The organism is Aeromonas veronii (assembly GCF_040215105.1).
Lineage (GTDB): Bacteria > Pseudomonadota > Gammaproteobacteria > Enterobacterales > Aeromonadaceae > Aeromonas > Aeromonas veronii_G.
Map to the genome: position 1 here is coordinate 2,978,532 of NZ_CP157875.1, position 20,641 is coordinate 2,999,172.

25 protein-coding genes are annotated in these 20,641 nt (G+C 61.1%); 8 read left to right on the top strand and 17 right to left on the bottom strand.

The features are described 5' to 3' along the window. Positions 1–55: 55 nt before the first annotated feature. The 8 genes from flgG to ABNP46_RS13710 form a co-directional block, all read right to left on the bottom strand. Positions 56–844 carry a flagellar basal-body rod protein FlgG gene (flgG, locus tag ABNP46_RS13675; protein WP_100859248.1) on the bottom strand — a complete coding sequence of 263 codons (789 nt, stop codon included), beginning with the start codon at positions 842–844 and terminating at the stop codon, positions 56–58. Between the two features lie 14 nt (positions 845–858). Continuing rightward, a complete protein-coding gene (gene flgF, locus ABNP46_RS13680) occupies positions 859–1,605 on the bottom strand; it encodes a flagellar basal-body rod protein FlgF (protein ID WP_349918486.1) in 747 nt (248 codons plus the stop codon). Positions 1,606–1,752: 147 nt separating this feature from the next. Further along, a complete protein-coding gene (gene flgE / locus ABNP46_RS13685) occupies positions 1,753–3,099 on the bottom strand; it encodes a flagellar hook protein FlgE (protein ID WP_349918487.1) in 1,347 nt (448 codons plus the stop codon). Between the two features lie 12 nt (positions 3,100–3,111). Beyond that, positions 3,112–3,846 (bottom strand): flagellar hook assembly protein FlgD, encoded by a 735-nt coding sequence (locus ABNP46_RS13690; RefSeq protein ID WP_349918489.1) that lies wholly within the window; start codon positions 3,844–3,846, stop codon positions 3,112–3,114. A 15-nt stretch (positions 3,847–3,861) separates the two neighbouring features. Continuing rightward, positions 3,862–4,281, bottom strand: a complete 420-nt coding sequence (gene flgC / locus ABNP46_RS13695) for a flagellar basal body rod protein FlgC (RefSeq protein ID WP_349918491.1) — start codon at positions 4,279–4,281, stop codon at positions 3,862–3,864. Further along, on the bottom strand, positions 4,281–4,679 hold the full coding sequence (flgB, locus tag ABNP46_RS13700) for a flagellar basal body rod protein FlgB (RefSeq protein WP_349918492.1): 399 nt from the start codon (positions 4,677–4,679) through the stop codon (positions 4,281–4,283). The genes flgC and flgB overlap by 1 nt, the downstream gene beginning before the upstream one ends. A gap of 62 nt (positions 4,680–4,741) precedes the next feature. After that, a complete protein-coding gene (locus tag ABNP46_RS13705) occupies positions 4,742–5,566 on the bottom strand; it encodes a CheR family methyltransferase (RefSeq protein ID WP_349918493.1) in 825 nt (274 codons plus the stop codon). Between the two features lie 18 nt (positions 5,567–5,584). Continuing rightward, positions 5,585–6,496 carry a chemotaxis protein CheV gene (locus ABNP46_RS13710; protein ID WP_349918494.1) on the bottom strand — a complete coding sequence of 304 codons (912 nt, stop codon included), beginning with the start codon at positions 6,494–6,496 and terminating at the stop codon, positions 5,585–5,587. Between the two features lie 233 nt (positions 6,497–6,729). On the opposite strand from ABNP46_RS13710, the gene flgA reads away from it, so the two are divergent. From flgA to ABNP46_RS13725, 3 genes are all read left to right on the top strand, one after another. Then, complete coding sequence (flgA, locus tag ABNP46_RS13715) at positions 6,730–7,335, top strand: flagellar basal body P-ring formation chaperone FlgA (protein ID WP_349922492.1); 606 nt, start codon at positions 6,730–6,732, stop codon at positions 7,333–7,335. Positions 7,336–7,428: 93 nt separating this feature from the next. Further along, complete coding sequence (gene flgM / locus ABNP46_RS13720) at positions 7,429–7,743, top strand: flagellar biosynthesis anti-sigma factor FlgM (protein WP_349918495.1); 315 nt, start codon at positions 7,429–7,431, stop codon at positions 7,741–7,743. Continuing rightward, a complete protein-coding gene (locus tag ABNP46_RS13725) occupies positions 7,740–8,156 on the top strand; it encodes a flagella synthesis protein FlgN (RefSeq protein WP_349918496.1) in 417 nt (138 codons plus the stop codon). The genes flgM and ABNP46_RS13725 overlap by 4 nt, the downstream gene beginning before the upstream one ends. A 24-nt stretch (positions 8,157–8,180) precedes the next feature. Here ABNP46_RS13725 and yfcE read toward each other — a convergent pair whose 3' ends face one another. Next, positions 8,181–8,723, bottom strand: a complete 543-nt coding sequence (gene yfcE, locus ABNP46_RS13730; protein WP_349918498.1) for a phosphodiesterase — start codon at positions 8,721–8,723, stop codon at positions 8,181–8,183. Then, complete coding sequence (locus tag ABNP46_RS13735; protein WP_349918499.1) at positions 8,720–10,384, bottom strand: peptide ABC transporter substrate-binding protein; 1,665 nt, start codon at positions 10,382–10,384, stop codon at positions 8,720–8,722. Before ABNP46_RS13735 ends, yfcE begins: the two co-directional genes overlap by 4 nt. Before the next feature lie 240 nt (positions 10,385–10,624). Here ABNP46_RS13735 and ABNP46_RS13740 point away from each other — a divergent pair, with 240 nt between their 5' ends. Then, complete coding sequence (locus ABNP46_RS13740) at positions 10,625–11,530, top strand: DMT family transporter (protein WP_349918500.1); 906 nt, start codon at positions 10,625–10,627, stop codon at positions 11,528–11,530. A gap of 168 nt (positions 11,531–11,698) precedes the next feature. Here the strand turns inward: ABNP46_RS13740 and rsuA are convergent, their stop codons facing one another. Continuing rightward, positions 11,699–12,391: a 16S rRNA pseudouridine(516) synthase RsuA gene (gene rsuA, locus ABNP46_RS13745; RefSeq protein WP_349918502.1), complete on the bottom strand. Its 693-nt coding sequence runs from the start codon at positions 12,389–12,391 to the stop codon at positions 11,699–11,701. A gap of 187 nt (positions 12,392–12,578) precedes the next feature. On the opposite strand from rsuA, the gene ABNP46_RS13750 reads away from it, so the two are divergent. Further along, complete coding sequence (locus tag ABNP46_RS13750) at positions 12,579–13,772, top strand: HD-GYP domain-containing protein (protein ID WP_349918503.1); 1,194 nt, start codon at positions 12,579–12,581, stop codon at positions 13,770–13,772. Here the strand turns inward: ABNP46_RS13750 and ABNP46_RS13755 are convergent. Further along, the gene (locus ABNP46_RS13755) at positions 13,769–13,957 is read right to left on the bottom strand and encodes a hypothetical protein (protein WP_349918504.1); all 189 of its coding nucleotides are present in this window, start codon (positions 13,955–13,957) and stop codon (positions 13,769–13,771) included. The two genes, ABNP46_RS13750 and ABNP46_RS13755, sit on opposite strands and share 4 nt — an antisense overlap. Before the next feature lie 240 nt (positions 13,958–14,197). Between ABNP46_RS13755 and ABNP46_RS13760 the strand changes: the two genes are divergently transcribed. Both ABNP46_RS13760 and ABNP46_RS13765 read left to right on the top strand, forming a co-directional pair. After that, entirely contained in the window at positions 14,198–15,091 is an 894-nt protein-coding gene (locus ABNP46_RS13760) for an EamA family transporter (protein WP_349918505.1), read from the top strand. A gap of 109 nt (positions 15,092–15,200) precedes the next feature. Continuing rightward, on the top strand, positions 15,201–17,051 hold the full coding sequence (locus ABNP46_RS13765; protein ID WP_349918506.1) for an extracellular solute-binding protein: 1,851 nt from the start codon (positions 15,201–15,203) through the stop codon (positions 17,049–17,051). Between the two features lie 95 nt (positions 17,052–17,146). Here the strand turns inward: ABNP46_RS13765 and ABNP46_RS13770 are convergent, their stop codons facing one another. Continuing rightward, entirely contained in the window at positions 17,147–17,539 is a 393-nt protein-coding gene (locus tag ABNP46_RS13770; protein ID WP_349918508.1) for a DUF2750 domain-containing protein, read from the bottom strand. A gap of 88 nt (positions 17,540–17,627) precedes the next feature. Continuing rightward, positions 17,628–18,179, bottom strand: coding sequence for a hypothetical protein (locus ABNP46_RS13775; protein ID WP_349918509.1), 552 nt, complete (start codon positions 18,177–18,179; stop codon positions 17,628–17,630). 243 nt (positions 18,180–18,422) lie between these two features. Between ABNP46_RS13775 and ABNP46_RS13780 the strand changes: the two genes are divergently transcribed. Beyond that, entirely contained in the window at positions 18,423–18,671 is a 249-nt protein-coding gene (locus tag ABNP46_RS13780) for a TIGR02647 family protein (RefSeq protein WP_349918511.1), read from the top strand. On the opposite strand, the gene ABNP46_RS13785 is transcribed toward ABNP46_RS13780, so the two are convergent. The 3 genes from ABNP46_RS13785 to ABNP46_RS13795 all read right to left on the bottom strand — a co-directional run bounded on the left by ABNP46_RS13785 (position 18,658) and on the right by ABNP46_RS13795 (position 20,569). Further along, positions 18,658–18,957 (bottom strand): hypothetical protein, encoded by a 300-nt coding sequence (locus ABNP46_RS13785; protein ID WP_349918512.1) that lies wholly within the window; start codon positions 18,955–18,957, stop codon positions 18,658–18,660. The two genes, ABNP46_RS13780 and ABNP46_RS13785, sit on opposite strands and share 14 nt — an antisense overlap. A 96-nt stretch (positions 18,958–19,053) precedes the next feature. Further along, positions 19,054–19,263 (bottom strand): cold-shock protein, encoded by a 210-nt coding sequence (locus tag ABNP46_RS13790; RefSeq protein ID WP_005331438.1) that lies wholly within the window; start codon positions 19,261–19,263, stop codon positions 19,054–19,056. A gap of 205 nt (positions 19,264–19,468) precedes the next feature. Next, positions 19,469–20,569, bottom strand: a complete 1,101-nt coding sequence (locus ABNP46_RS13795) for a dihydrolipoamide acetyltransferase family protein (RefSeq protein WP_349918514.1) — start codon at positions 20,567–20,569, stop codon at positions 19,469–19,471. Positions 20,570–20,641 lie beyond the last annotated feature (72 nt).

The window sequence follows — 20,641 nt, forward strand, 5'->3', positions numbered from 1 at the left end:
AGGACCTCCACCGCCAAGCGTTGCCAAGACAGTCTTCTTGTCACGTTGCCTTCCCTTAGGTCCGCTGGGTCAGGAAGGACATCATGGAGTCCACCGCCGAGATGACCTTGGAGTTCATCTCATAGACCCGCTGGGCCTGGATGAGGTTGACCAGCTCCTCGGTCACGTTGACGTTGGAGGTCTCCAGCATGCCCTGCTTGATGACCCCAAGGCCGTCCGCACCGGCGGTCCCCTGGATGGGGGCACCACTGGACTGGGTCTCGACGAAGAGGTTTTCCCCCATGGGTTGCAGGCCGGTGGGGTTGACGAAATCCGTGGTGTTGATCTGACCGACCACCTGGGACTGGCCATCACCCTTGAGCTGCACCGACACCTGGCCATCCTCGCCCACGGTCACGCTCTGGGCGTTCTCGGGGATCTGGATCTCCGGCTGTAGCGGATAACCGTTGCCCGGGGTGACGATGGTACCCTCGTCATTGAGGGTGAACTGACCGTTGCGGGTATAGGCGGCGCTGCCATCCGGCAGCTGGATTTCGAAATAACCGCGCCCGCTAATCATCAGATCCAGGGAGTTGTCCGTGGTCTGCACGTTGCCCTGGCTGTGGTTCTTCTGGGTGGCCACCACCTTGGCCCCCGCCCCCAGCATCAGGCCGGAGGGCAGCTCGGTGTCCGCCGAAGAGCGGCCCCCCGGCTGGTTGATGTTCTGATAGAGCAGATCCTCGAAGATGGCGCGAGCCTTCTTGTAACCCACGGTGCTGGCGTTCGCCAGGTTGTTCGAGGTGACCGAGATGTTGGTCTGCTGGGCATCGAGGCCAGTCTTGCTGATCCAGAGTGCAGGATTCATTTAATGCTCCTTGATTAGCTGATACGCAGCAGCTGGGTTTGGGCCTCGTCATTCTCCTCGGCGGTCTTCATGATCTTGACCTGAGTTTCGAACTGACGTTGCAAGCGAATGAGGTTGGTCATCTCGTCGACCACGTTGACGTTGCTCCCCTCGAGGGAGCCCGCCAGCAAGCCGACATTGGCGGAGGCCGGTTCAGTCTGGCCATCCTTGCGACGGAACAGGCCATCCTGCCCCTTGGCCACCGCATCGGCCGGCGGATTGACCAGCTTGATGCGCTGGAAATCTTCCGGCAGGTTGGGGGCGGCCCCTTCCGGGCGACCGCTGATGGTGCCGTCCCGGTTGATCTCGATCTTCTCCATGGGCAACGGCAGCACGATGGGCTGGCCCGCGTCATCCACCACGTTCAGGCCGGTGGAGGTCTGCAGGTTGCCGGCTTCGCTCAACTGCAGGTTGCCCATGCGGGTATAGGCCTCGCCACCGTTGGGATCCTGCACCGCAATCCAGCCCGGACCGTCGACGGCGACGTCAAGATCCCGACCCGTGGTCTGCAGCAGGCCATGCTGCAGGTTCTGACCCGGACTCTCCGTCATGGCGAACACCCGCGTGGGCAGCCCTTCGCCAAACGCCTGCATGCTGCGCGCCTGCTCGAAGTCAGACTTGAAGCCGATGGTGTTGGCGTTGGCCAGGTTGTTGCCACGCACAGCCAGGCTGTTCATGTTCTCCTTGGCCCCGGACATGGCAATATAAAGCAGGTGATCCATGGGATCCTCCGTCAAACTGATGACTCTCGGGGGACAACTGCAAGTAGGATGCCAATAGCAGCGCGATTGGCACGAAGAAGGGGTAAAAGGCGGGGGAAGAGAAAACACAAGGGGCGCCGAAGCGCCCCTTTACAACCGCGTACTCGATTAACGGATCTGCAGGATGCTCTGCTGCAGGGAGCTGTTCACTTCCAGGGAACGGGAGTTGGCCTGGAAGTTGCGCTGGGCGGTGATGAGATCCACCAGCTCGGTGGTCAAATCCACGTTGGACTGCTCCAGGGCCGAGGACTTGATGGAACCGAAGGTACCCGAATTCGGCGTACCCGGCAGGGCGTCCCCGGAGAGCAGGGACTGGCGCCAGGAGGTGTCACCCACCTGGGTCAAGCCCTGGGAGTTGGCAAACTTGGCCATGGCCACCATGGCCACCTTGACCGTGGTCGCGTTGCTGTAGGTGGCGGAGACGATGCCATCTGCCCCGATCTCCACCTTGGTCAGACGACCGACGGTAGAGCCATCCTGGGTCAGCTTGCTCACCTCGAAGGGAGAGGAATACTGGGTCACGGTGCCCAGCTTGAACTCGATCTCCTGAGTGCCATCGGCACCATTGGTGATGATACCGGCCCCCGCCGCCCCCAGTTGTTCGGTCTTGATGACCGCCGGCGTGGTCGGCGTCACCATCTTGCCGGAGGCATCGAAGGTCACGCGGGCGCTCAGGGGCGCCTGGCTGACACCGGTCGCCATGGTGGTGGCGGTGCCGCCGGCGATGTCGATGGGCTTGTCATCTTGATAGAGGTACATGCGCCAGGCGGTCGGTACCGCCGCCTGGGTCGGATCGGCCGGGTCGGCTTCTTTCACGAAGTACTGGGTGATGGTATGTGCTTCACCCAGGGAGTCGTAGGCCACCACGGACGTGGAGGAAGAGTAGGTGCTCGAATCCTTGGGATCGAACTTGGAGGCATTCACATCCATCAGAGTCTTGGTGCTGGAAGGCAGGTTGAAGCCCGCCTCGACCGTCGTGGTCTGTACCGGCTCACCGGCCTTGTCCGGGATCTGGATGGGCTTGGTGGCGTTGATGCTCACCGCCTTGGGGGTGCCATCGGCGTTAATCTCGTACCCCTGCAGATAACCACCGGAGTTGCTGACCATGTAGCTGCTTTCGTTCAGCTTGAAGGCACCGGAGCGGGTATAGGTGCGATCCAGGTTGGTCAGGCCATCGGAGGTCACGAAGAAGCCGTTGCCCTGGATGGCGAGATCCAGCGCGTTGTTGGTAAATTGCAGCGCCCCCTGGTGGAACTGCTGGGCCACGGCACCGGTCGCCACCCCATTGCCGACCTGGGTCTTGGCATTGACGAAGATGGAGTTGGCATAGACGTCGGCAAACTCGGCGCGGGACTCCTTGAAGCCGGTAGTGTTGACGTTGGCAATGTTGTTCGCGGTGACGTTCAGGTCTTTTTGAGCCGCATTGATGCCGCTGAGGGCATTGTTGAATGACATGTCTTTATCTCCTTAGATCACTGCTTTAGAGGTCGAGTCAGGGGTCGTGGTCGACTTGCCGCTCGTCCCGCCAATTTCCAATACATCGGTCAGATAGATGCCACCCAGTCCCCTGAGTTTGAGGGTGCTGGGGTTTGAACTGGTGCCCAGGGTCACGCTCTCCACCTTGGCATAGGTGAGGGCCGGCATGCTCTCGGACTTGCCGTCCACGGTGCCGTGCGCCTCTATGCTGTACTTGCCGCTCTTGACCTCATTGCCATCCTTGTCCTTGCCATCCCACTCGAAGGCCACGTTGCCCTTCTTGTCTCCCTCGAGGGAGAACTCCTTGATGACCTGGCCGCTCTCGTCCTTCACCGTCACCTTGATGTTGCTGGCGCCGTCACCGGTGGCGATGACCCCGCTGATGCTCTCCCCCTTCTCCAGATAACCGGTCTGGGATGGGATCAACACGTTCTGGCCCACCAGGGCCGAGGCCTGCAGCGCCTGGCTGGAGGTCATCAGGCTGTTGAGGCTCTCCATCTGGGTGGAGAGGCTGCTGATCCCCTGGGAGGTCGACATGGACGTCATCTGGGACAACATCTGGGCGTTGTCCACCGGCTTGAACGGATCCTGATAGGAGAGCTGCATGGTCAACAGCTTGAGGAAGGACTCCTGATCCAGCTCCTTCTTCTGGACGCTGGTGGTGGTGCTGGTCTGATTCGCCGTCGTTCGATTGACGCCGAGCAGGCTGTCATAGGTATCTGCCATCTATCGCTCCCCCTGTCAGGACTTGCCGAGGCCAAGGGTCTGCTGCAGCATCTTCTTGGCTGCATCGGCGACCTGGACGTTGGTCTGGTAGCTGCGCGAGGCATTGATCATGTCCGCCATCTCCTCCACCATGTTGACGTTGGGCTTGAAGATGAAGCCATCCTTGTCCGCCATGGGGTGATTGGGGTTGTACTCCTTGAGCAGAGGGGCATCGCTCTCGACGATCCCCTTCACATCCACCCCCACCGAGGCCTGCTTGTCGGACATGGCCTGATCCAGCTGGGCGGCAAACACTGGCCGCCTGGCATGGTAAGTTTTTTCCACACTGGAGCTGACGCTATCGGCGTTGGCCATGTTGCTCGCCACCGTGTTGAGGCGAACGGACTGCGCGCTCATGGCAGAGCCTGCAATGTCAAAGACCTTGAACAAACTCATTACTGTTCTCCTTTCAGTGCCTTGAGCAGGCCGCTTATCTTGCCGTTCATGAATTCGAGGGAGGCCTGGTACTCCAGGCTGTTGCGCAGGAACTCGCTACGCTCCTCCTGCACATCCACGGTGTTGCCGTCTCCGGTATCCGGTTGCAGAGGGTTGCGATACTGGGTCGTGCCCGGGGCGTCCATCTGCAAGGCGAAGTGTTTCTCGCTGGTGGTGGCCAGACCGAACCCTTGCTGGCTCTGGGCCTGCTGCAAGGCCTGGGAGAAATCGATGTCTCTTGCCTTGAAACCCGGGGTATCCGCGTTGGCGATGTTGCTGGACAGCACCTCGGCACGCTTGGCGCGAACGCTCAGCGTGTACTGGTGAACCCCGAATGCCTTGTCGAATGAAATTGCCATAGCGCACCTCCTGCTTCACGAATGTTTAGCAAGAGGTGTGCCAAAGAGGGGTTAGAAGGGAGTTATTTGACTTTGTAGACGATGCCGGGGTTGCAGCGGATCATCTCGAACTTGTCGGTGAGACCGGCCAGGGACTCCGAGGCCCCCAGCATCAGATAGCCGCCGGGATTGAGGCTGCTGGCAAACTGGTTGAGGATCTTGGACTTCACCTCGGGGGCGAAGTAGATGAGCACGTTGCGACAGAAGATGATGTCGAACTTGCCGAGCAGGCTGTAACTCTCCAGCAGATTCAGGGGGCGGAAGCTGGTCAATTTTCTGACACGCTCCGACACCCGCATCTTGTTGTCACCGCAGGGCTCGAAGAACAGCCGCTTGCGCTCGGGGGAGAGGCCGCGCGCCAGCGCCAGGCTGTCATAGACCCCCTCCTTGCACTGGTTGAGCATGGTGCTGGAGATGTCTGTGCCGACGATCTGCACCCCGCCCGGCAGGGTACCCGGCCGTTTCACCTGCTGCTCCAGCGCCGTCATGGCGATGGAATAGGGCTCCTGCCCGGAGGAGGAGGCGGCAGACCAGATCTTGATGGGGCGGCCACTCTTGCCCAGCTCCGGGAAGATCTTGTCGCTGAGCAGCTGAAACGGATAGGTATCGCGAAACCACAGGGTCTCGTTGGTGGTCATGGCGTCCACCACGGCCATCTTCAGCTCCCGCTCCCGGATCCCCATGGAGCGGGTCACCAGTTCAGACAGACTCTCGATACCAAACTGAGTCATCAAGGGCGACAGACGACTCTTGACCAGATACTGTTTGTTGTCACCCAGCACGATCCCGCTCTGTTGCGCCAGAAAATTGCTGAATTGTTTGTATAAGTCGTCCGAAAGTGTCTTCATGCAGTTTTTTCTTCTTTATTAGAGTGCGCCTTGTACGGCCTTGGCCAATTCATCCGGCTGGAACTTGGCGATGAAGTTGTTTGCACCAACCTTCTGGACCATGGCCTGATTAAACACCCCACTGAGGGAAGTGTGCAGAATAACATGCAAATCCTTGAGTGCGGGATTGTTGCGGATCTCGGCGGTGAAGGTGTAACCGTCCATCTCCGGCATCTCGATGTCCGAGATGACCAGGGCAATCTGATCCAGGATGGGCCCCTGCTTGGCCATCTCCAGCAGCATGTTGAGGGCTTCGCGCCCATCCTTGGCCAGCACACACTGCACGCCGATGGCTTCCAGCGCCCGCTGCACCTGCTTGCGCGCCACCGAGGAGTCATCCGCCACCAGCACCGGGCGACCATGGGGATTGCGCTCCACGCTGGCGTCCACCAGCTCGGCACTCACCTCGGTGGAGACCGGCGAGATCTCGTTCAAAATCCGCTCCACGTCCAGGATCTCCACCAGCTCGCCGTCCACCTCGGTGACCGCCGTCATGTAGTTGATGCGCCCGGCGCCTTTGGGGGGCGGCAGGATGGATTCCCAGTTCATGTTGATGATGCGCTCCACCGAGTGCACCAGGAACCCCTGAATGGATCGGTTGTACTCGGAGATGATGATGAAGCACTTGGAGAGATCCTGGATCGGACGTTTACCCATCGCCATGCTGAGATCGATGACCGAGATGGTCTGGCCACGAATGTGCGCCACCCCGCGGATGCAGGAGTTCAGCTTGGGCATGACGGTCAGAGGCGGACACTGCAGCACCTCACGCACCTTGAAGACGTTGATGCCAAATCTTTGACGTCCGTTGAGACGAAACAACAACAGTTCCAACCGGTTTTGTCCCACTAGCTGGGTACGTTGATTGACCGAATCGAGAATACCCGCCATAAACACTCCCTAAAAACGCTGGCATTAATCATGCATATGTCTTCGCATACAGGCTGGCGTGCGTCAGACTCTTGTTGTCTGGGCGGCCAAATTCTGCAGCAAGCATAGTTAACTACGGTGATATACGTGAACAGCTTATCGACCGGCAAGCAAAAATGATTAGTAGACTTTTCCTCATCTTACTGCCCTTTGTCGGCCTCTCTCAGGCCCGGGCATCCGAGGTCACCCAATACCTGCAGGAGCAGGCACAGGAGTTCGTGCTCGGCCAGCTGGATATCCCCCTGGATGCCCAGGCCGAGGTGACTGCCGCCTCCATCGACGAGCGCCTCCCCTTGAGCCGCTGTGAAGAGGCCCTGACCCTCTCCTTCCCCAGCAAGATAGAGATCCGCCGCAACACCACTGTCTATCTCAAGTGCGAGGGGGACAAGCCCTGGGATCTCTATCTGCCGGTGCGGGTCAGCATCCAGAAACCCTATGTCACCGTGGCGGCCCCCGTGGCCAAGGGCGACATCCTGAGCGAGGGCATGCTGACCCTGGCCTACCAGGATCAAACCCTGATCCGTGGAGACTACTTGAGCGACACCGCTCCCCTCATCGGGGTGCGCAGCAAGCGGGAGCTCAAACCCGGCCAGCCCATCCGCCTCACCCAGGTGTGCGTGGTATGTAAGGGGGACCAGGTCACCCTCAGCGCCGAAAACAGCAGCATGCAGATCAAAACCATGGCCCGAGCCTTGCAAGATGGCAGCTTCGGAGACATGATCAGGCTCGTCAACATCCGCTCGGGCAGGCAGGTGCAAGGCAAGGTCGATGCCGTCGGCTCCGTGGTGGTCACATTCTGATTATTTTGTTAATGCCCGATTTTTTTTCTAAAGTTCTGACCGCCGTCACCGATAACCAGATAAGCGAACAGCAAAGCAGACGAAGGTAACCCTATGGCTATCAACAATATCAACAACTTGGCAAACAGCCGGCTGCAAAACAATGCAACCAGCGTCGCCAGCAAGTCTACGACTTCGGCCGAAGGCAGCCGCGCGACCCCCGTCAAGGCTGACTCTGTCTCCTTGACCAGCGAGGCACAGCAATTGCAACAGATGAGCAAAACCCTCAACACCGTCTCGACCGGTAACGAGAGCCGCGTCGAGAGCCTCAAGAAGGCCATCGCCAGCGGTGAATACAAGGTCGACAGCGAAGCCGTCGCCAAGAAGATGTTCAGCTTCGAAGCGGATCTGGATAAACGCCTCGGATGATGGACTTAGCCGAGCTGTTGCGCGCCCAGGACGACCATCTCTCCCAGATGCAAGGCGTGCTGGCGGAGGAATTTGATCTGCTCAAGCAGCACAGGGCGCTGGCCCTGCCAGCCTTGGCCGAGCGCAAGCAGCAACTGCTGGCTGCCATCGAAACCCTGGATCAGACCCTGGCCAAGCAGCCGGATCTGCGTCAGCAACTGAGCGCCTTCCCCGCGCAGTTGCAGGCCTTGCAAAGCAAACTGGATGCCTGTCAGGAACAGAACGATCTCAACGGTCGCCTGCTCGAACTCAGCATCATCTCCAATCGCCGTCTGGCCAGCTTCCTCAGCAAGCTCAGAGACAGCAACTCCCTGACCTATGACGCCAAGGGCAACACACGTTCGGGGACCCGCTCCCTCGGCATCAAGGCCTGATCGCCGCTCTCTTCTCGCTTTTCGTTACAACACCAGTCGCATCAGCTCGGCCCCATCGGCGCAGCCGTGAATGCTCAGGATGCCATCCTGATAGCGGCCATAACTTGCCGGCCACTCCCCTCGCGGAAAACAGATAGACCCCGGATTCACCAGCACCCGATCCCCTTCCCGCTTCAGCACGGGCAGATGGGTGTGGCCGCTGATGAACAGGCTGCCCGCAGGCAGGGGCACCGCCTGCGGCTGATAGAGGTGGCCGTGGCTCGCGAACCAGCGTCGCCCGTCCACCAGCAGCTGGTTGTAGGGGGCCGTGATGGGGAAATCGAGCAGCGTCTGATCCACTTCCGAGTCGCAATTGCCCCGTACCGCCATGATCTGCGGCGCCAGTTGATTGAGCCGCTCGGCCACCGCCGCCGGGGCATAGCCCTCGGGGACCGGATTGCGCGGGCCGTGATTGAGCAAGTCCCCGAGCAGCAGATAGTGATCCGGCTGCCAGGGGGCGAGCCGCGCCAGCGTTGTCTCCAGCGCAAGCAGGCTGCCGTGAATGTCGGAGATGATGGCGATCTTCATGGTGCGCTCCCTTCCTTTGCGACCGGCGGCTGGCTGAAGTAGAGATCCTTGGTGGCGATGGAACCCTTGAGATTGCTGCTCGGCAGGCCGCGCAGGGAGGGGTCCACCAGCCGCATCTGGTTGTAGTGATAGACGGGGATGACGGGCATCTCGTCCATCAGCATTCGCTCGGCCTGATGGTAGTAGCCGTTGCGGGCCTTGCCATCCAGGCTGTCCGCCGCCTGTTGCAACAGGGCATCGAAGGCGGGATTGCAGTAGCCGCTCTCGTTCTGGGGATCCTGGCAGCGGAAACTGCTGAGCATGGATGATGGTTCAACATAATCACCAAACAAAAATGAACGGGCCAGCATGAAATCACCGCTGTCCTTCGCCACCTGGTAGGCATTCCACTCCATGTTGTTGAGCACCACCTCCACCCCCAGCGGCTTCCACATGGCGGCCACCGCCAGCGCCAGCCGCTTGTGATTTTCCGAGGTGTTGTAGGTCAGGGTCAGCGTGAGGGGATGATCGCGGTTGTAACCCGCCTCGTTCAGCAAGGCCGCGGCCTTGGCCAGCCGCGTCGGCTGATCCAGGGTGGCGAGCTCGGAGCCGAGCGCCTCATAACCCGGCATGGCGGGCAGCAGGGACCAGGCCGGCGGCTCACCCTGGCCGCTCACCTTGTCGGTCAGCAAGCGGCGATCGATGGCCATGGCGAGGGCCTGGCGCACCCGTACATCCTGCAGCTCCGGGCGGCGCAGGTTGAAGGTATAGAGATAGGTGCCGAGCAGGGGCAGGCCCCAAATTCGCTCGGGGGTCGTCTCCTTGGTCTTCTGGTAGTACTCCAGCGCCACCTTGTTGGTGAGCTGGATCTCGCCCGCTTCGTAGCGCAGCCGCTCCGCATGCTGGGAGGCGAGCGGCAGGTAGGTGACCCGCTGGATGCGGGTATGGGCGTCGTCCCAATACTGGGCGTTGCGCTCGGCCTCTATCCGCTCGTTCGGCACCCAGTTCACCAACTTGTAGGCACCGTTGCTCACCAGCTTGCCGGGCTGGGTCCACTGCTTGCCAAACTGCGCGATCGCCTGCCTGTTCACCGGCACGAAGGGGCGCTGGCTGATGAGCTGCAGGAAATAGGGTACGGGCCGCTCCAGGGTCACCTTGAGGATCTGGTCGCTCTCGGCCTCCACCCCCAGGGCGTTCAGATCCAGAGCGCCGGCATAGATGGACTGGGCATTGTTGATACCGGTGGCCAGCAGCAGGCCAGCAGACGGGGAGCCCTGCGCCGGATCCAGCAGCCGCTGCCAGGCATAGACGAAATCCCGGGCCGTCAGCGGCTCACCGTTCGACCACTTCAGCTGGGGACGCAGAAAGAAGCGCCACACCAGGCCATCCTCGCTGGTTTCCCAGCGCAGGGCCTGGGCCGGCACTATCCTGCCCTGGCCATCTTCACTCACCAGTCCTTCGAACAGGTCCACCAGCACCACTTCACCGGGAAAACCTGAGCGGATCTGGGCCGGATCCAGGGATTCGGGCTCGGCGCCATTCCCCTTGACCAGGGTCTGTCGGTCCGCCAGAGCCGGGCTCTGGACAACGGTGGTCGCCTGCAAGGGAGGTGCCAGCATCAGACCCAGTAGAAAAGGGGGAAGCCAGCGGCGGGCACAGTGGGGGGCAAGGGGGGAACGCATCACATCAACCTCATTCAATTCTGTTCACAACAAAAATAGGGGGAAGGCCGGCGGCGCGCCTTGGTCAAGAATGCATGATGCCGCGCTTGTTATCCCCGAAGACGGGCCGTATTGTATCGGGCTTGCCCGGCAGATGGAGTCTTTCGGGCTATTTTTTTCAGAAGTTTTTTGCGATGTCCGCCAGCGAAGGCTCAGTCACGACCTGGCACGCCTTTTCGATCATCTATGCAGGGATATGTTATGGGGTATGAGTGGCTGGCTCTGGCTGCCGCCGGCTTGTGGGCGGTCGCCGCCCTGATTTCCGTCAAACCGGCCCGTCATCTGGGGGCCTTTGCCTACAGCCGCTGGCGGATGTTCCTGGTCACGCTGATGCTGGGCAGCGCCAGCCTGGCCACCGGTGGCTGGCAGACCCTGACCCAGAGCGCCCTCCCCCTGCTGGCCCTGTCCGGCCTCATCGGCATCTTCGTCGGCGACACCGCCCTGTTCGCCTGCATGAACCGGCTGGGCCCCCGGCGCAGCGGCCTGCTGTTCTCCTGCCATGCGCTCTTCTCCGCCTTGCTCGGCCTCTGGCTGTTCGGTGAGCAACTCGGTGGCTGGCGCTTGGTGGGGGCCTTGCTGGTGCTGGCCGGGGTCATGCTGGCGATCCTGTTCGGACGACGTGGCGGGGCCCAGGACAACGAGTGGGAGCAGGTGCGCGGGCACCTCGCCATCGGCATCGCCCTCGGGCTTACGGCCGCCCTCTGTCAGAGCCTCGGTGCCATCATCGCCAAGCCGGTGATGATGGGCGGCGAGGTAGATGCGGTGAGCGCGTCCGGCATCCGCATGGGCAGCGCCCTGCTGGCGCACTGCACCCTGCGGCTGTTGCGGGTGCCGCTCGCCATGCCGCACCACCCCATCAACCGCCAGGTGCTCGGCATGATAGGGATCAACGGCTTCCTCGCCATGACCCTCGGCATGACCCTTATCCTGGTGGCCTTGCGCCAGGGGGACGTGGGCATGGTGGCCATTCTCTCCTCCACCACCCCGGTCATCCTGCTGCCCCTGCTGTGGTGGCACTCGGGCACGCGCCCCGCCCTGCCCGCCTGGGCGGGCGCCCTGCTGGCGACCCTGGGCACGGCCCTGGTCCTCGGCATGGGCGGGAGCTGATCGCCTCTTTGCCGCTTCATCGTTGTTCAACGAATCGGGGCGGGGGAAGTGTCAACCTCCCCCGCCTCGACTCAGGCTCCCGTCATCCCGGTTTTTTCTGACCTCATCACCGCCTCGTGAAACGGGGCAATGTCATGGCGCTGAGGCCAACCCTTGCTACTCAGGCAACTAGAACTGGGCTATCTCCTCGGCGGTCAGTTCGCGGTACTCCCCTTCGGCCAGGTCGGCATCCAGCGTCAGGCCACCGATCCGCTCCCGATGAAGCCCCACCACCTTGTTGCCGATGGAGGCAAACATCCGCTTCACCTGGTGATACTTGCCCTCGTGAATGGTCAGGCGCGCCTCGCACTCGCCGAGCAGCTCGAGCTGGGCCGGCTTGGTCTTGTCGTTCTCGTTGCGAAGATACACCCCATCGGCAAACAGGGAGATGGCATCCTCGTTCACCGGATCCGCCAGCCAGACGTGGTAGGTCTTGGCGCATTCGTGTCGTGGCGAGGTGATGCGGTGGGACCATTGGCCATCATCGGTGACCAGCACCAGTCCCGTGGTATCGAGATCCAGCCGCCCCACCACGTGCAGCTTGCCCATGGAGGGCTCGTCCATCAGGAAGAAGACGGTGGGATGATCCGGGTCTTCATTGGAGCAGACATAGCCCTCCGGCTTGTGCAGCATGAAGTAGCGGTTCTGTTGATTGAGGGTCAGCATGACGCCGTCGAACTCGATTTGGCTCTGCTCGTTGATATGAAAGGCCGGCTGCTTGACCTGAATGCCATCGACCATCACCTCCCCCTGGCGGATCAGCTTGCCCGCCTGGGAGCGGGTCAAATCGGAGCAATCGCAAATAAATTTATCAAGCCGCATGCACAACCTCGGAGTCCATGATGAAAGGGGCGTCATTATATCGGCCATGTCAGGCAACGCCAGCACTATGGCCGAGGATAAACGGTGTGACGCAAGGCCACTCGGCGATCATGACGCCATCGATGGCCGGTGTTAGACTGCCCGCAGAGGGCCCACGTTACGCATAATAAGAATCGCAGGAAGTCGTATGAAGTCGCACACGCCTCATCCCGTCATCCCCGTCAGCCAGTTGCAACCCGGCATGTATGTCATCGCCATCACCAGCCAGACCGGTACCATGGAAATAGCCCAGATGGGACTGGTCACCGATCGCAAGCAGATTGCCTCCCTCGTTCAGCGCGGCGTCACCACGGTACGGGTGGATCTCGCCCGCAGCAAGCTGGCTGGCATCGACACCCTCCTCGCCCCCGAGCCCATTCCTGCCGTCGCCCCCCAGCCTCCGGGCAACTCTGCCAACGGTGAGGGGCGTACGCTCAAGATCCGCCGCCTCTATCAGGAGGCTCGCGAGCTGCAAGGCAAGTTTATTCGCCAGCTCAAGGCGGGAGAGCCCATCGACATCACCCCGCTGGCCGCCGTCGCCGAAGAGATGGTGGACACCATGTTCAGCCACGGGGATGCCATGCTCTGCCTCGCCCGGATCCGGGCCAAGGATGCCTATCTGATGGAGCACTCCATGAACGTGGCCATCTTGCTCGCCAACTTCGGCCGCCATCTCGAGCTGGATCGCAGCGTGCTCAAGGAGCTGACCCTGGGGGGCCTGCTCCATGACGTGGGCAAGATCATGACCCCGGACGCGCTGCTCAACAAACCGGGCAAGCTGACCGAGGAGGAGTTTGTCATCATGCGCCAGCACGTGGTGCACAGCCACGACATCCTAATCGCCACCGCCGGCATCACCCCCACCATGCTGGAGGTGGCCGCCAATCACCACGAGCGGCTCGACGGCAGCGGCTACCCACGCCACCTGAAGGGCAGCCAGCTCTCCCTCTACACCCGCATGAGCGGCATCGTCGATGTCTATGATGCGGTGACCGCCGACAGGGTCTACAAGCAGGGCATGTCCCCCACCCAGGCGTTCCGGATCCTGCTCAAGGGAGCGGATCACCACTTCGATCGGGAGCTGGTCAATCGATTCATCAAGTGCATGGGAGTCTATCCGGTCGGCACCCTGGTGCGCCTCTCCAACCAGCGGCTCGCCATCGTCATGCAGCGCAATGCCCAGGAGCCGCTCAAACCCGTGGTCAAGGTGATCTATCACGCCACCCAGCGCCACTACCTCGAGGTGCAGTGGCTGGATCTGGCCAGAAGCGGGAGCCAGGAGAGCATTGAGTGCACGGTGGATCCCAAGGAGTTTGACATCCACCTCGCCCGCTTCATCTAGCACTCCGGCGCCGCTTTGGCCTGTTCGCGGCAATGGCGGATAAGAAACTCCTCATCCAGGGGGGAGAGATCAAAACGCAGGCTCACCTCCTCGATGGCCCGCAGATCGTGCTGATGATGTTCACCCAGCCAGCGTATCGCGCGGCGCAAGTCTTCACCATGGGGCAGCAGGGAGTGATCGCTCATGGGGTATCTCCAGCCAAGGGGCCCGGGATGCCGGGCCCTCCTCCAGAGTCTAGTCCCGCCCCAAGTCTTGGCCGAGTGACGCCGCCCAGAGCCTCCCCCTCATCCGTTGGCAAGAGATTGCCGTCCCTTTCATCTCACGGGTTGACGCGGATCACCCCTTAGCGGTTATGCTCGAGCTTCTGCCCGTGCGCCGGTTCACCCGGCGCCTTCTCTTCTCAGTCATGCCAAACAAGGATGTATATGCAAGCCAAGGACAAGTGTCTGGCCGCCCTGGTCATTCTCTGCTGGGGCCTCAACTTCGTGGTGATCAAGTGGGGGCTGGAGGGAATACCGCCCCTGCTGCTGGGTGCCCTGCGCTTCATCGGCGTGGTCTTCCCCGCCATCTTGCTGGTGCCCAGACCCGCCATGCCCTGGCGCTGGTTGCTCGCCTACGGCGGTGCCATCAGCCTGGGGCAGTTCGCCTTCCTGTTCAGCGCCATGAAGTTCGGCATGCCTGCGGGCATGGCCTCCCTGGTGCTGCAATCCCAGGTGCTGTTCACCCTGCTGTTCGCCATGCTCTGGCTGGGGGAACGCTGGCAGGCCCACCATTGGGTGGCCTTGCCCCTGGCCGGGGGCGGCCTCTACCTCATCGCCGCCAACGGTGAAGGCAATCTCACCCTGCTCGGCTTCGCGCTCACCCTGTGCGCCGCCGCCTGCTGGGGCCTTGGCAACGTCATCAATCGCCAGATAGGCCTGCGCTACCAGACCACGCTGCCGAGCCTCATCGCCTGGGGCGGCCTGGTGCCCATCCTGCCCTTCCTCGCCCTCTCCTGGCTGTTCGAGGGACCGGAACGCATCGCGGACAGTCTGCTGCACTTCAGCTGGCAGGGGCTCTTGTGCGTCATCTATCTGTCGTTTGTCGCCACCTGGCTCGGCTACGGCCTCTGGGGACGGCTGCTGATGCGCTACCCGGTCGCCCAGGTGGCGCCCCTCTCCCTGCTGGTACCCTGTGTCGGCATGGTGACCGCCGCCCTCTTGCTGGATGAACACCCCAACACGCTGCAGTGGCTGGGGTCGGCTCTGGTGCTGCTCGGCTTCGTGGTACACCTGCTGGGAGGGCGCCTGCGGCTGTTCAAGGCACAATCCGAACGCTGAGCGATAACCCATTGACCCGCACGGGAAAACTTTCCATATTGAAGCAGGCCCCGAGGGGCCTGTTATCGTTTGCTGCCGGCAGGACGCCCATCATCAGGAGAGCAAGGACATGCTGCACCCTTCGTCACCGACCATTTCACTCCCCTCACGCATTCGACTGATCACTGCCTTTGCTGCGCCGCTATTTTTTAGCACATTCGTCTGGAGTGCAGCCCTGCCGACAGATCTCGTGTGGGAGAGCAACGACACAGACCCGGTCTATGCCGATCCCGCCGCCCAGCGCGGGGGCACCTTTCACGACTTCATGCTGAGCTTCCCCCTCACCCTGCGCAAATACGGGCCGGACTCCAACGGCGGCTTCGCGGCCTACATCCGGGAGGGCACCCTGCCCCTGCTCGCCACCCACCCCATCACCGGCAAGCCCATGCCCATGCTGGCGAACCAGTGGGCGTTCGGGGCCGATCACAAAACCCTCTATTTTCGCATCAACCCCAAGGCCCGCTGGTCGGACGGCGAGCCGGTCACCACGGACGACTGGCTGTTTACCCTGAAGATGATGCGCAGCAAGGAGATCAACGATCCCTGGTACAACAACTACTACTCGACCCAGATAGTGGATGTGACCAAATTTGACGACCACACCTTCTCCATCACCAGCGGCACCGAGAAGAGCCGGGAAGATCTGCTGGACTCCCTCCCCTTCTCCCCCGAGCCGAGCCACGCCATCAAGCTCACCGCCAACTGGGTCAAGGAGTACAACTGGAAGCTGCTGCCGGTCACCGGCGCCTACCGGATCGGCGAGGTCAAGAAGGGCAAATCCGTGACGTTCGAGAGAGTCAAGGATTGGTGGGGCAACGACGAGCGCTACTTCCAGCACCGCTTCAACCCGGACAGGATCGAGGTCAAGGTGCTGCGGGATCAGAACATCGCCTGGCAGCACTTCCTGCGTGGGGATCTGGACAGCTTCGGGCTCGTCATGCCGAATTGGTGGCACGACAAGAGCAAGACGGCGGAGTTCGAGAAGGGCTATATCGACAAACTCTGGTTCTACACCCAGACGCCCCAGTCCCCCATGGGACTCTACCTCAACACCGCCGACCCCTTGCTGCGCAACCCCGACGTGCGGATCGGCATCCAGCATGCGCTGGCCATCGACAAGATGATAGCGACCCTGCTGCGGGGGGATTATCAGCGCCTCAATACCTATGGCTCCGGCCAGGGGGCCTTCACCAACACCGAGATCAAGGCGCGCCCCTTCGATCCCAAGCTCGCCCGTGAGTATTTCGCCAAGGCCGGCTTCAGCAAGGCCGGGCCGGACGGCGTGCTGCAAAACGACAAGGGGCAGCCCCTCTCCCTCACCATCACCTACACCACGGCGGAACATGCCCAGCGGCTGACCCTGCTGCGGGAGGAGGCGAAGAAGGCAGGGCTCAATCTGGAGCTGAACCTGATGGATGCCTCCGCCGGCTTCAAGTCCATGCTGGAGAAGAAACACCAGAGCGCCTGGATGGCCTGGGCCGGTAGTCGCTACCCCGCCTACTGGGAGTTCTTCCACAAGGTGAACGCCAACAAGCCCCAGACCAACAACATCATGAACATCGACGACGATGCCATCTCCGCCCTGGTGGAGCAGTACGACAAGGCGTTCGACTTCACGAGAAAGGCCGAGCTGTCACGCCAGATCCAGCAGCGACTGTTCGAGCTCGCCAGCTTCGTCCCCGCCTATCAGGTGCCCTACACCCGGGCCGGCGCCTGGCGCTGGGTGAAGCTGCCCAAGATACCGGCCACCCCCCAGAGCGATCTGCTCTACTGGCCGCTGGATGGCGCCAGCTCGGGTTACAGCTATGGCGGCCTGTTCTGGATAGACGACAAGATCAAGCAAGAGACTCGGGCAGCCATCAAGAGCGGTCAGCGCTTCCCCCCCGTGACAGTGGTGGATACCCGTTATCAGCAACCGTGAGCGCATCTGATGACGGTGGTGCCGAGATAGCCCAACCCTCCTCGCCATAAACAAAGACCCCGCACTCAGGCGGGGTCTTGGCAGAGGCGAAGCGCTTAGCCGCGCTTGGCCTGTTTCTCGGCGATGGCGTCAGCCACGTCGGCCGGCTCCAGTACGATGCCTTCCTGCTCCGGGGTCGGGAACACGGCGACGCACAGCTCATCTTCCGCCATGCCGTCGATCCAGCGCTCCAGCCACACCTTGAGGGTGATGGACTGCGGCTTGCACTCGGCCCACTCCCCCTCGGCCCAGGCCTTGGCGTATTCAGGATGCGGCCAGACCGGGATGCAGTCTTCATCATCGGTGGTCAACATCATGACGCCGTGCTCGTCGGTCAGGACAAACAGCTCTTCGTGCTCGACCAGCTTGCTGATGAAGTGATCGAAGCGGTAATCGGCGTTCAGTTGCAGCGCGGCATTGCGCTCGGTGTCGCTAAGTTCATAGCTCATCGGTCAAGTCTCTCATTCAATAAAGGGCGACATGTTCACATCTTGCCGTCGGCTTGTCCAGCCGGTCATGCAGCGTCGCCACAAAGCCTCACCCCAGGGCCGGGGTGACGAGGGTGATCTCGGGGAGCTCACTCAGACGCTGGCGCAGCCAGTAGGCGGACTCCACCTCCACGAAGCAGAGCTGATCCCGCCCGGCCCTGGCCCCTTGCATGAGTTGCTCGAGGCGAGCCTGCTGCTGCTGCTCCCAGGCGATGGCCAACTTGGCACCATGGGCCTCGTCCACCACTTCGCGGCGCAGCTCGAACAGGTTATCGGTGATCGGGCTGTTAATCTTGGCCGGATGGCTCCAGTACATCAGCAGGTTGTCCAGCATCTCCTCGTCATAGCTCGCCAGCGCATCCAGCTCTGGGGTATCTCCGCCATTGCCGCTCCCAAAGTCACACCAACCCGAGGCGAGAGAGACCAGCTGCTGGGCACCCTCGCCTTGCTGCACCAGCGCCATCACCTCTGCCCCCTTGATGGCAGGCAGCCAGAGATCCCCCCGATGAGCCTCGACCAGCGGCAGCAGCAAAGCCGGTGAGTAGTGGGGGAAACGGGGGCCGAGTCTGTGCAGCAGAGAAACCAGAGTGACAGTGATCATGAGAGGCGCCTTGGGCAACAGGCCGGATCATCCGAGCCTAAGAGACTAAAGAGTGACAGTCTACCATGTTTATCGAGGCATTTGACGGCCGCAGCCCGGCATCCAGCAGGTGGTTTTCAGGCCAAAAAAACAGCGCTTGCACCGCGCCACCCCGCATAAAGCCCAATACTTTGAGCCAGCGCCCACTAAAGTGAAACCGGGAATGCTAGTTTGCATACATCTTTAGCGTTAAGGAGTGCATCCATGAGTGGGATCGAACAGGTTTCCGAGGATTTTGTGAATGAGCTGAAAATACTGGCATGCTTTGATCCGGCCAACATGAGCCAAGGGATCAAGCTGCGCAGCGATCTCTCCCCGGCGCTGAGCCTGGCGGCGGAGCGCCTGCACAGTCAGGGCCTGATCAGTGCCGTCGATGGCGGTTACCTGACCCCCTTCGGCATGACCATGCTCGAGCATCTCCAGCATCTGCTGGTAGCACTCAAGCCGAATTGAGCTCCTGCGGGGCCCAGAGCGAGAAGTTGAGCAACTCCCAACTCCCCTGGTGCTTCAGCAGACAGGCAAACAGCAAAGGACCTTCGGGTCCTTTTACTTTGCCGTCCACCAGCCACTCCCCCACCCGTTTGGCCACGGGCTGCACTTTGACCTCCTCGGGCTGGGCCGTCTTCCCCAGGCGTACCTGCACAAACTGCTGACACACGGAAGCAGCCTCATTCGCCACAGGGTTGGGCGCGGGTGTCGCAACAAGCAGGGTGGCACTCAGCAGCAGGGATGGGATCATGATGATTGGCACGGTTCAGACATGGATTCAAGAATATGCCATAAACAAAAAGCCGCGCTACCAGAGGCAGCGCGGCTTTCTTAAATTCTGTAAGAATTACAGAGCAGTTACGTTCTCAGCCTGCGGGCCTTTCTGACCTTGAGTCACAGAGAACTGTACGCGCTGACCTTCAGCCAGGGTACGGAAGCCGTTACCGCTGATGGCGCTGAAGTGAACGAAAACGTCCGGGCCGTTTTCTTGCTGGATGAAGCCAAAACCTTTGGTTTCGTTGAAAAACTTAACGGTACCGGTGATCATGTTGGACATATCTTTAACCTGTATTCAAAATAATTACTTATGCTTTTCAGCGGGTAAAGCTCAAAAACGGGATTTACTTATGAACAACAGGAAAAGATGCAAAACATCGTATTCATTGACATAACAATCGCCTTTTCAAGCTGCCTGAGATTATACGTCCCTTTGTCGATTACGCAAACAAATTTGTACCCTGCCAACGGCAGGGTACAAAGGCTTACACATCAACAGATTCCAGTGCCTGAACCAGGGCTTTGAGGAAGCGTGCAGCCTCACCGCCGGTGCTGGCGCGATGGTCAAAAGTCATCGACAAGGGCAGCGCCCGTACCGGTCTCGCCTCCCCGTTGATGAACACCACCTTCTCGAACAACTTGCCCGCCCCGATGATGGCCACCTGGGGGGGCGTCACGATGGGGCTGGCATAACGACCCGCGATGGCGCCGAAGTTGGTGAGGGTGATGGTCGCCCCCTGCAGCATCTCCCGCGGCACGGCGCGGGCCTTCACGTCGGCGATCATCCGATCCAGCCCCTGACGGATGTCCGCCCGCTCCCGCTCGGCCACGTTTTCCATCACGGGCACATAGAGGCCGTGTCTGGAGTCCACCGCGATGGCCACGTTGACCTCGTTGAACAGGCGTCTCGACAGGGTATCCCCATCGAACCAGGCGTTCATGGAGGGTTCGGCGCGGCACGCCACCCCGATGGCCTTGATGAGGCGCACAGTCACATCTTCATCGGCACGCCAGTGACGCAGATCCACCTCGTCGGTGAGGCTCACCGGCACCACCGTCTTGTGGGAGAGCTCCATCGCCTTGGCCATGGCCCGGCGCGATCCCTTGAGGAACTCGTTGCCACTGCCCTGCATCACCTCGAACGCCGATTGCACGTCCTGCTCGGTCACCATGCCGGCACTGCCGCTGCCCTGTATTTTGTCGATGTCGAGACCGAGTTTTTGCGCCAGCAACCGCACTGCGGGCATGGCCTGCACCAGGCTGCCACCGGGAGCCATGGCGCCGACCACGAAGTGATCCTCGATATGCTGCTGATGGGCACTGACCTTGCCCACGACGGTACCGTCATCCTCACCCCCTTCGAATTCCACCAGGGGGGCGCCGATATGGAGGATATCTCCCTCTTGACCACAGAGCCGGGCGATGACCCCGGCCACCGGCGAGGGCACGTCCACCAGCGCCTTGGCGGTTTCTACCGACAGCAGCACCTGATCCACCTGCACCGTATCGCCGGCGCTCACCTTCCACTCCACTATCTCGGCCTCGGCCAATCCTTCGCCCAGATCCGGTAATTTGAAAAATTTCATGACCCGTTCTCCATCCGCTGGGAAATCACCGCACGTTGAAAAATTCCATGCCTGTCGCTTGTGTTGAGGCTC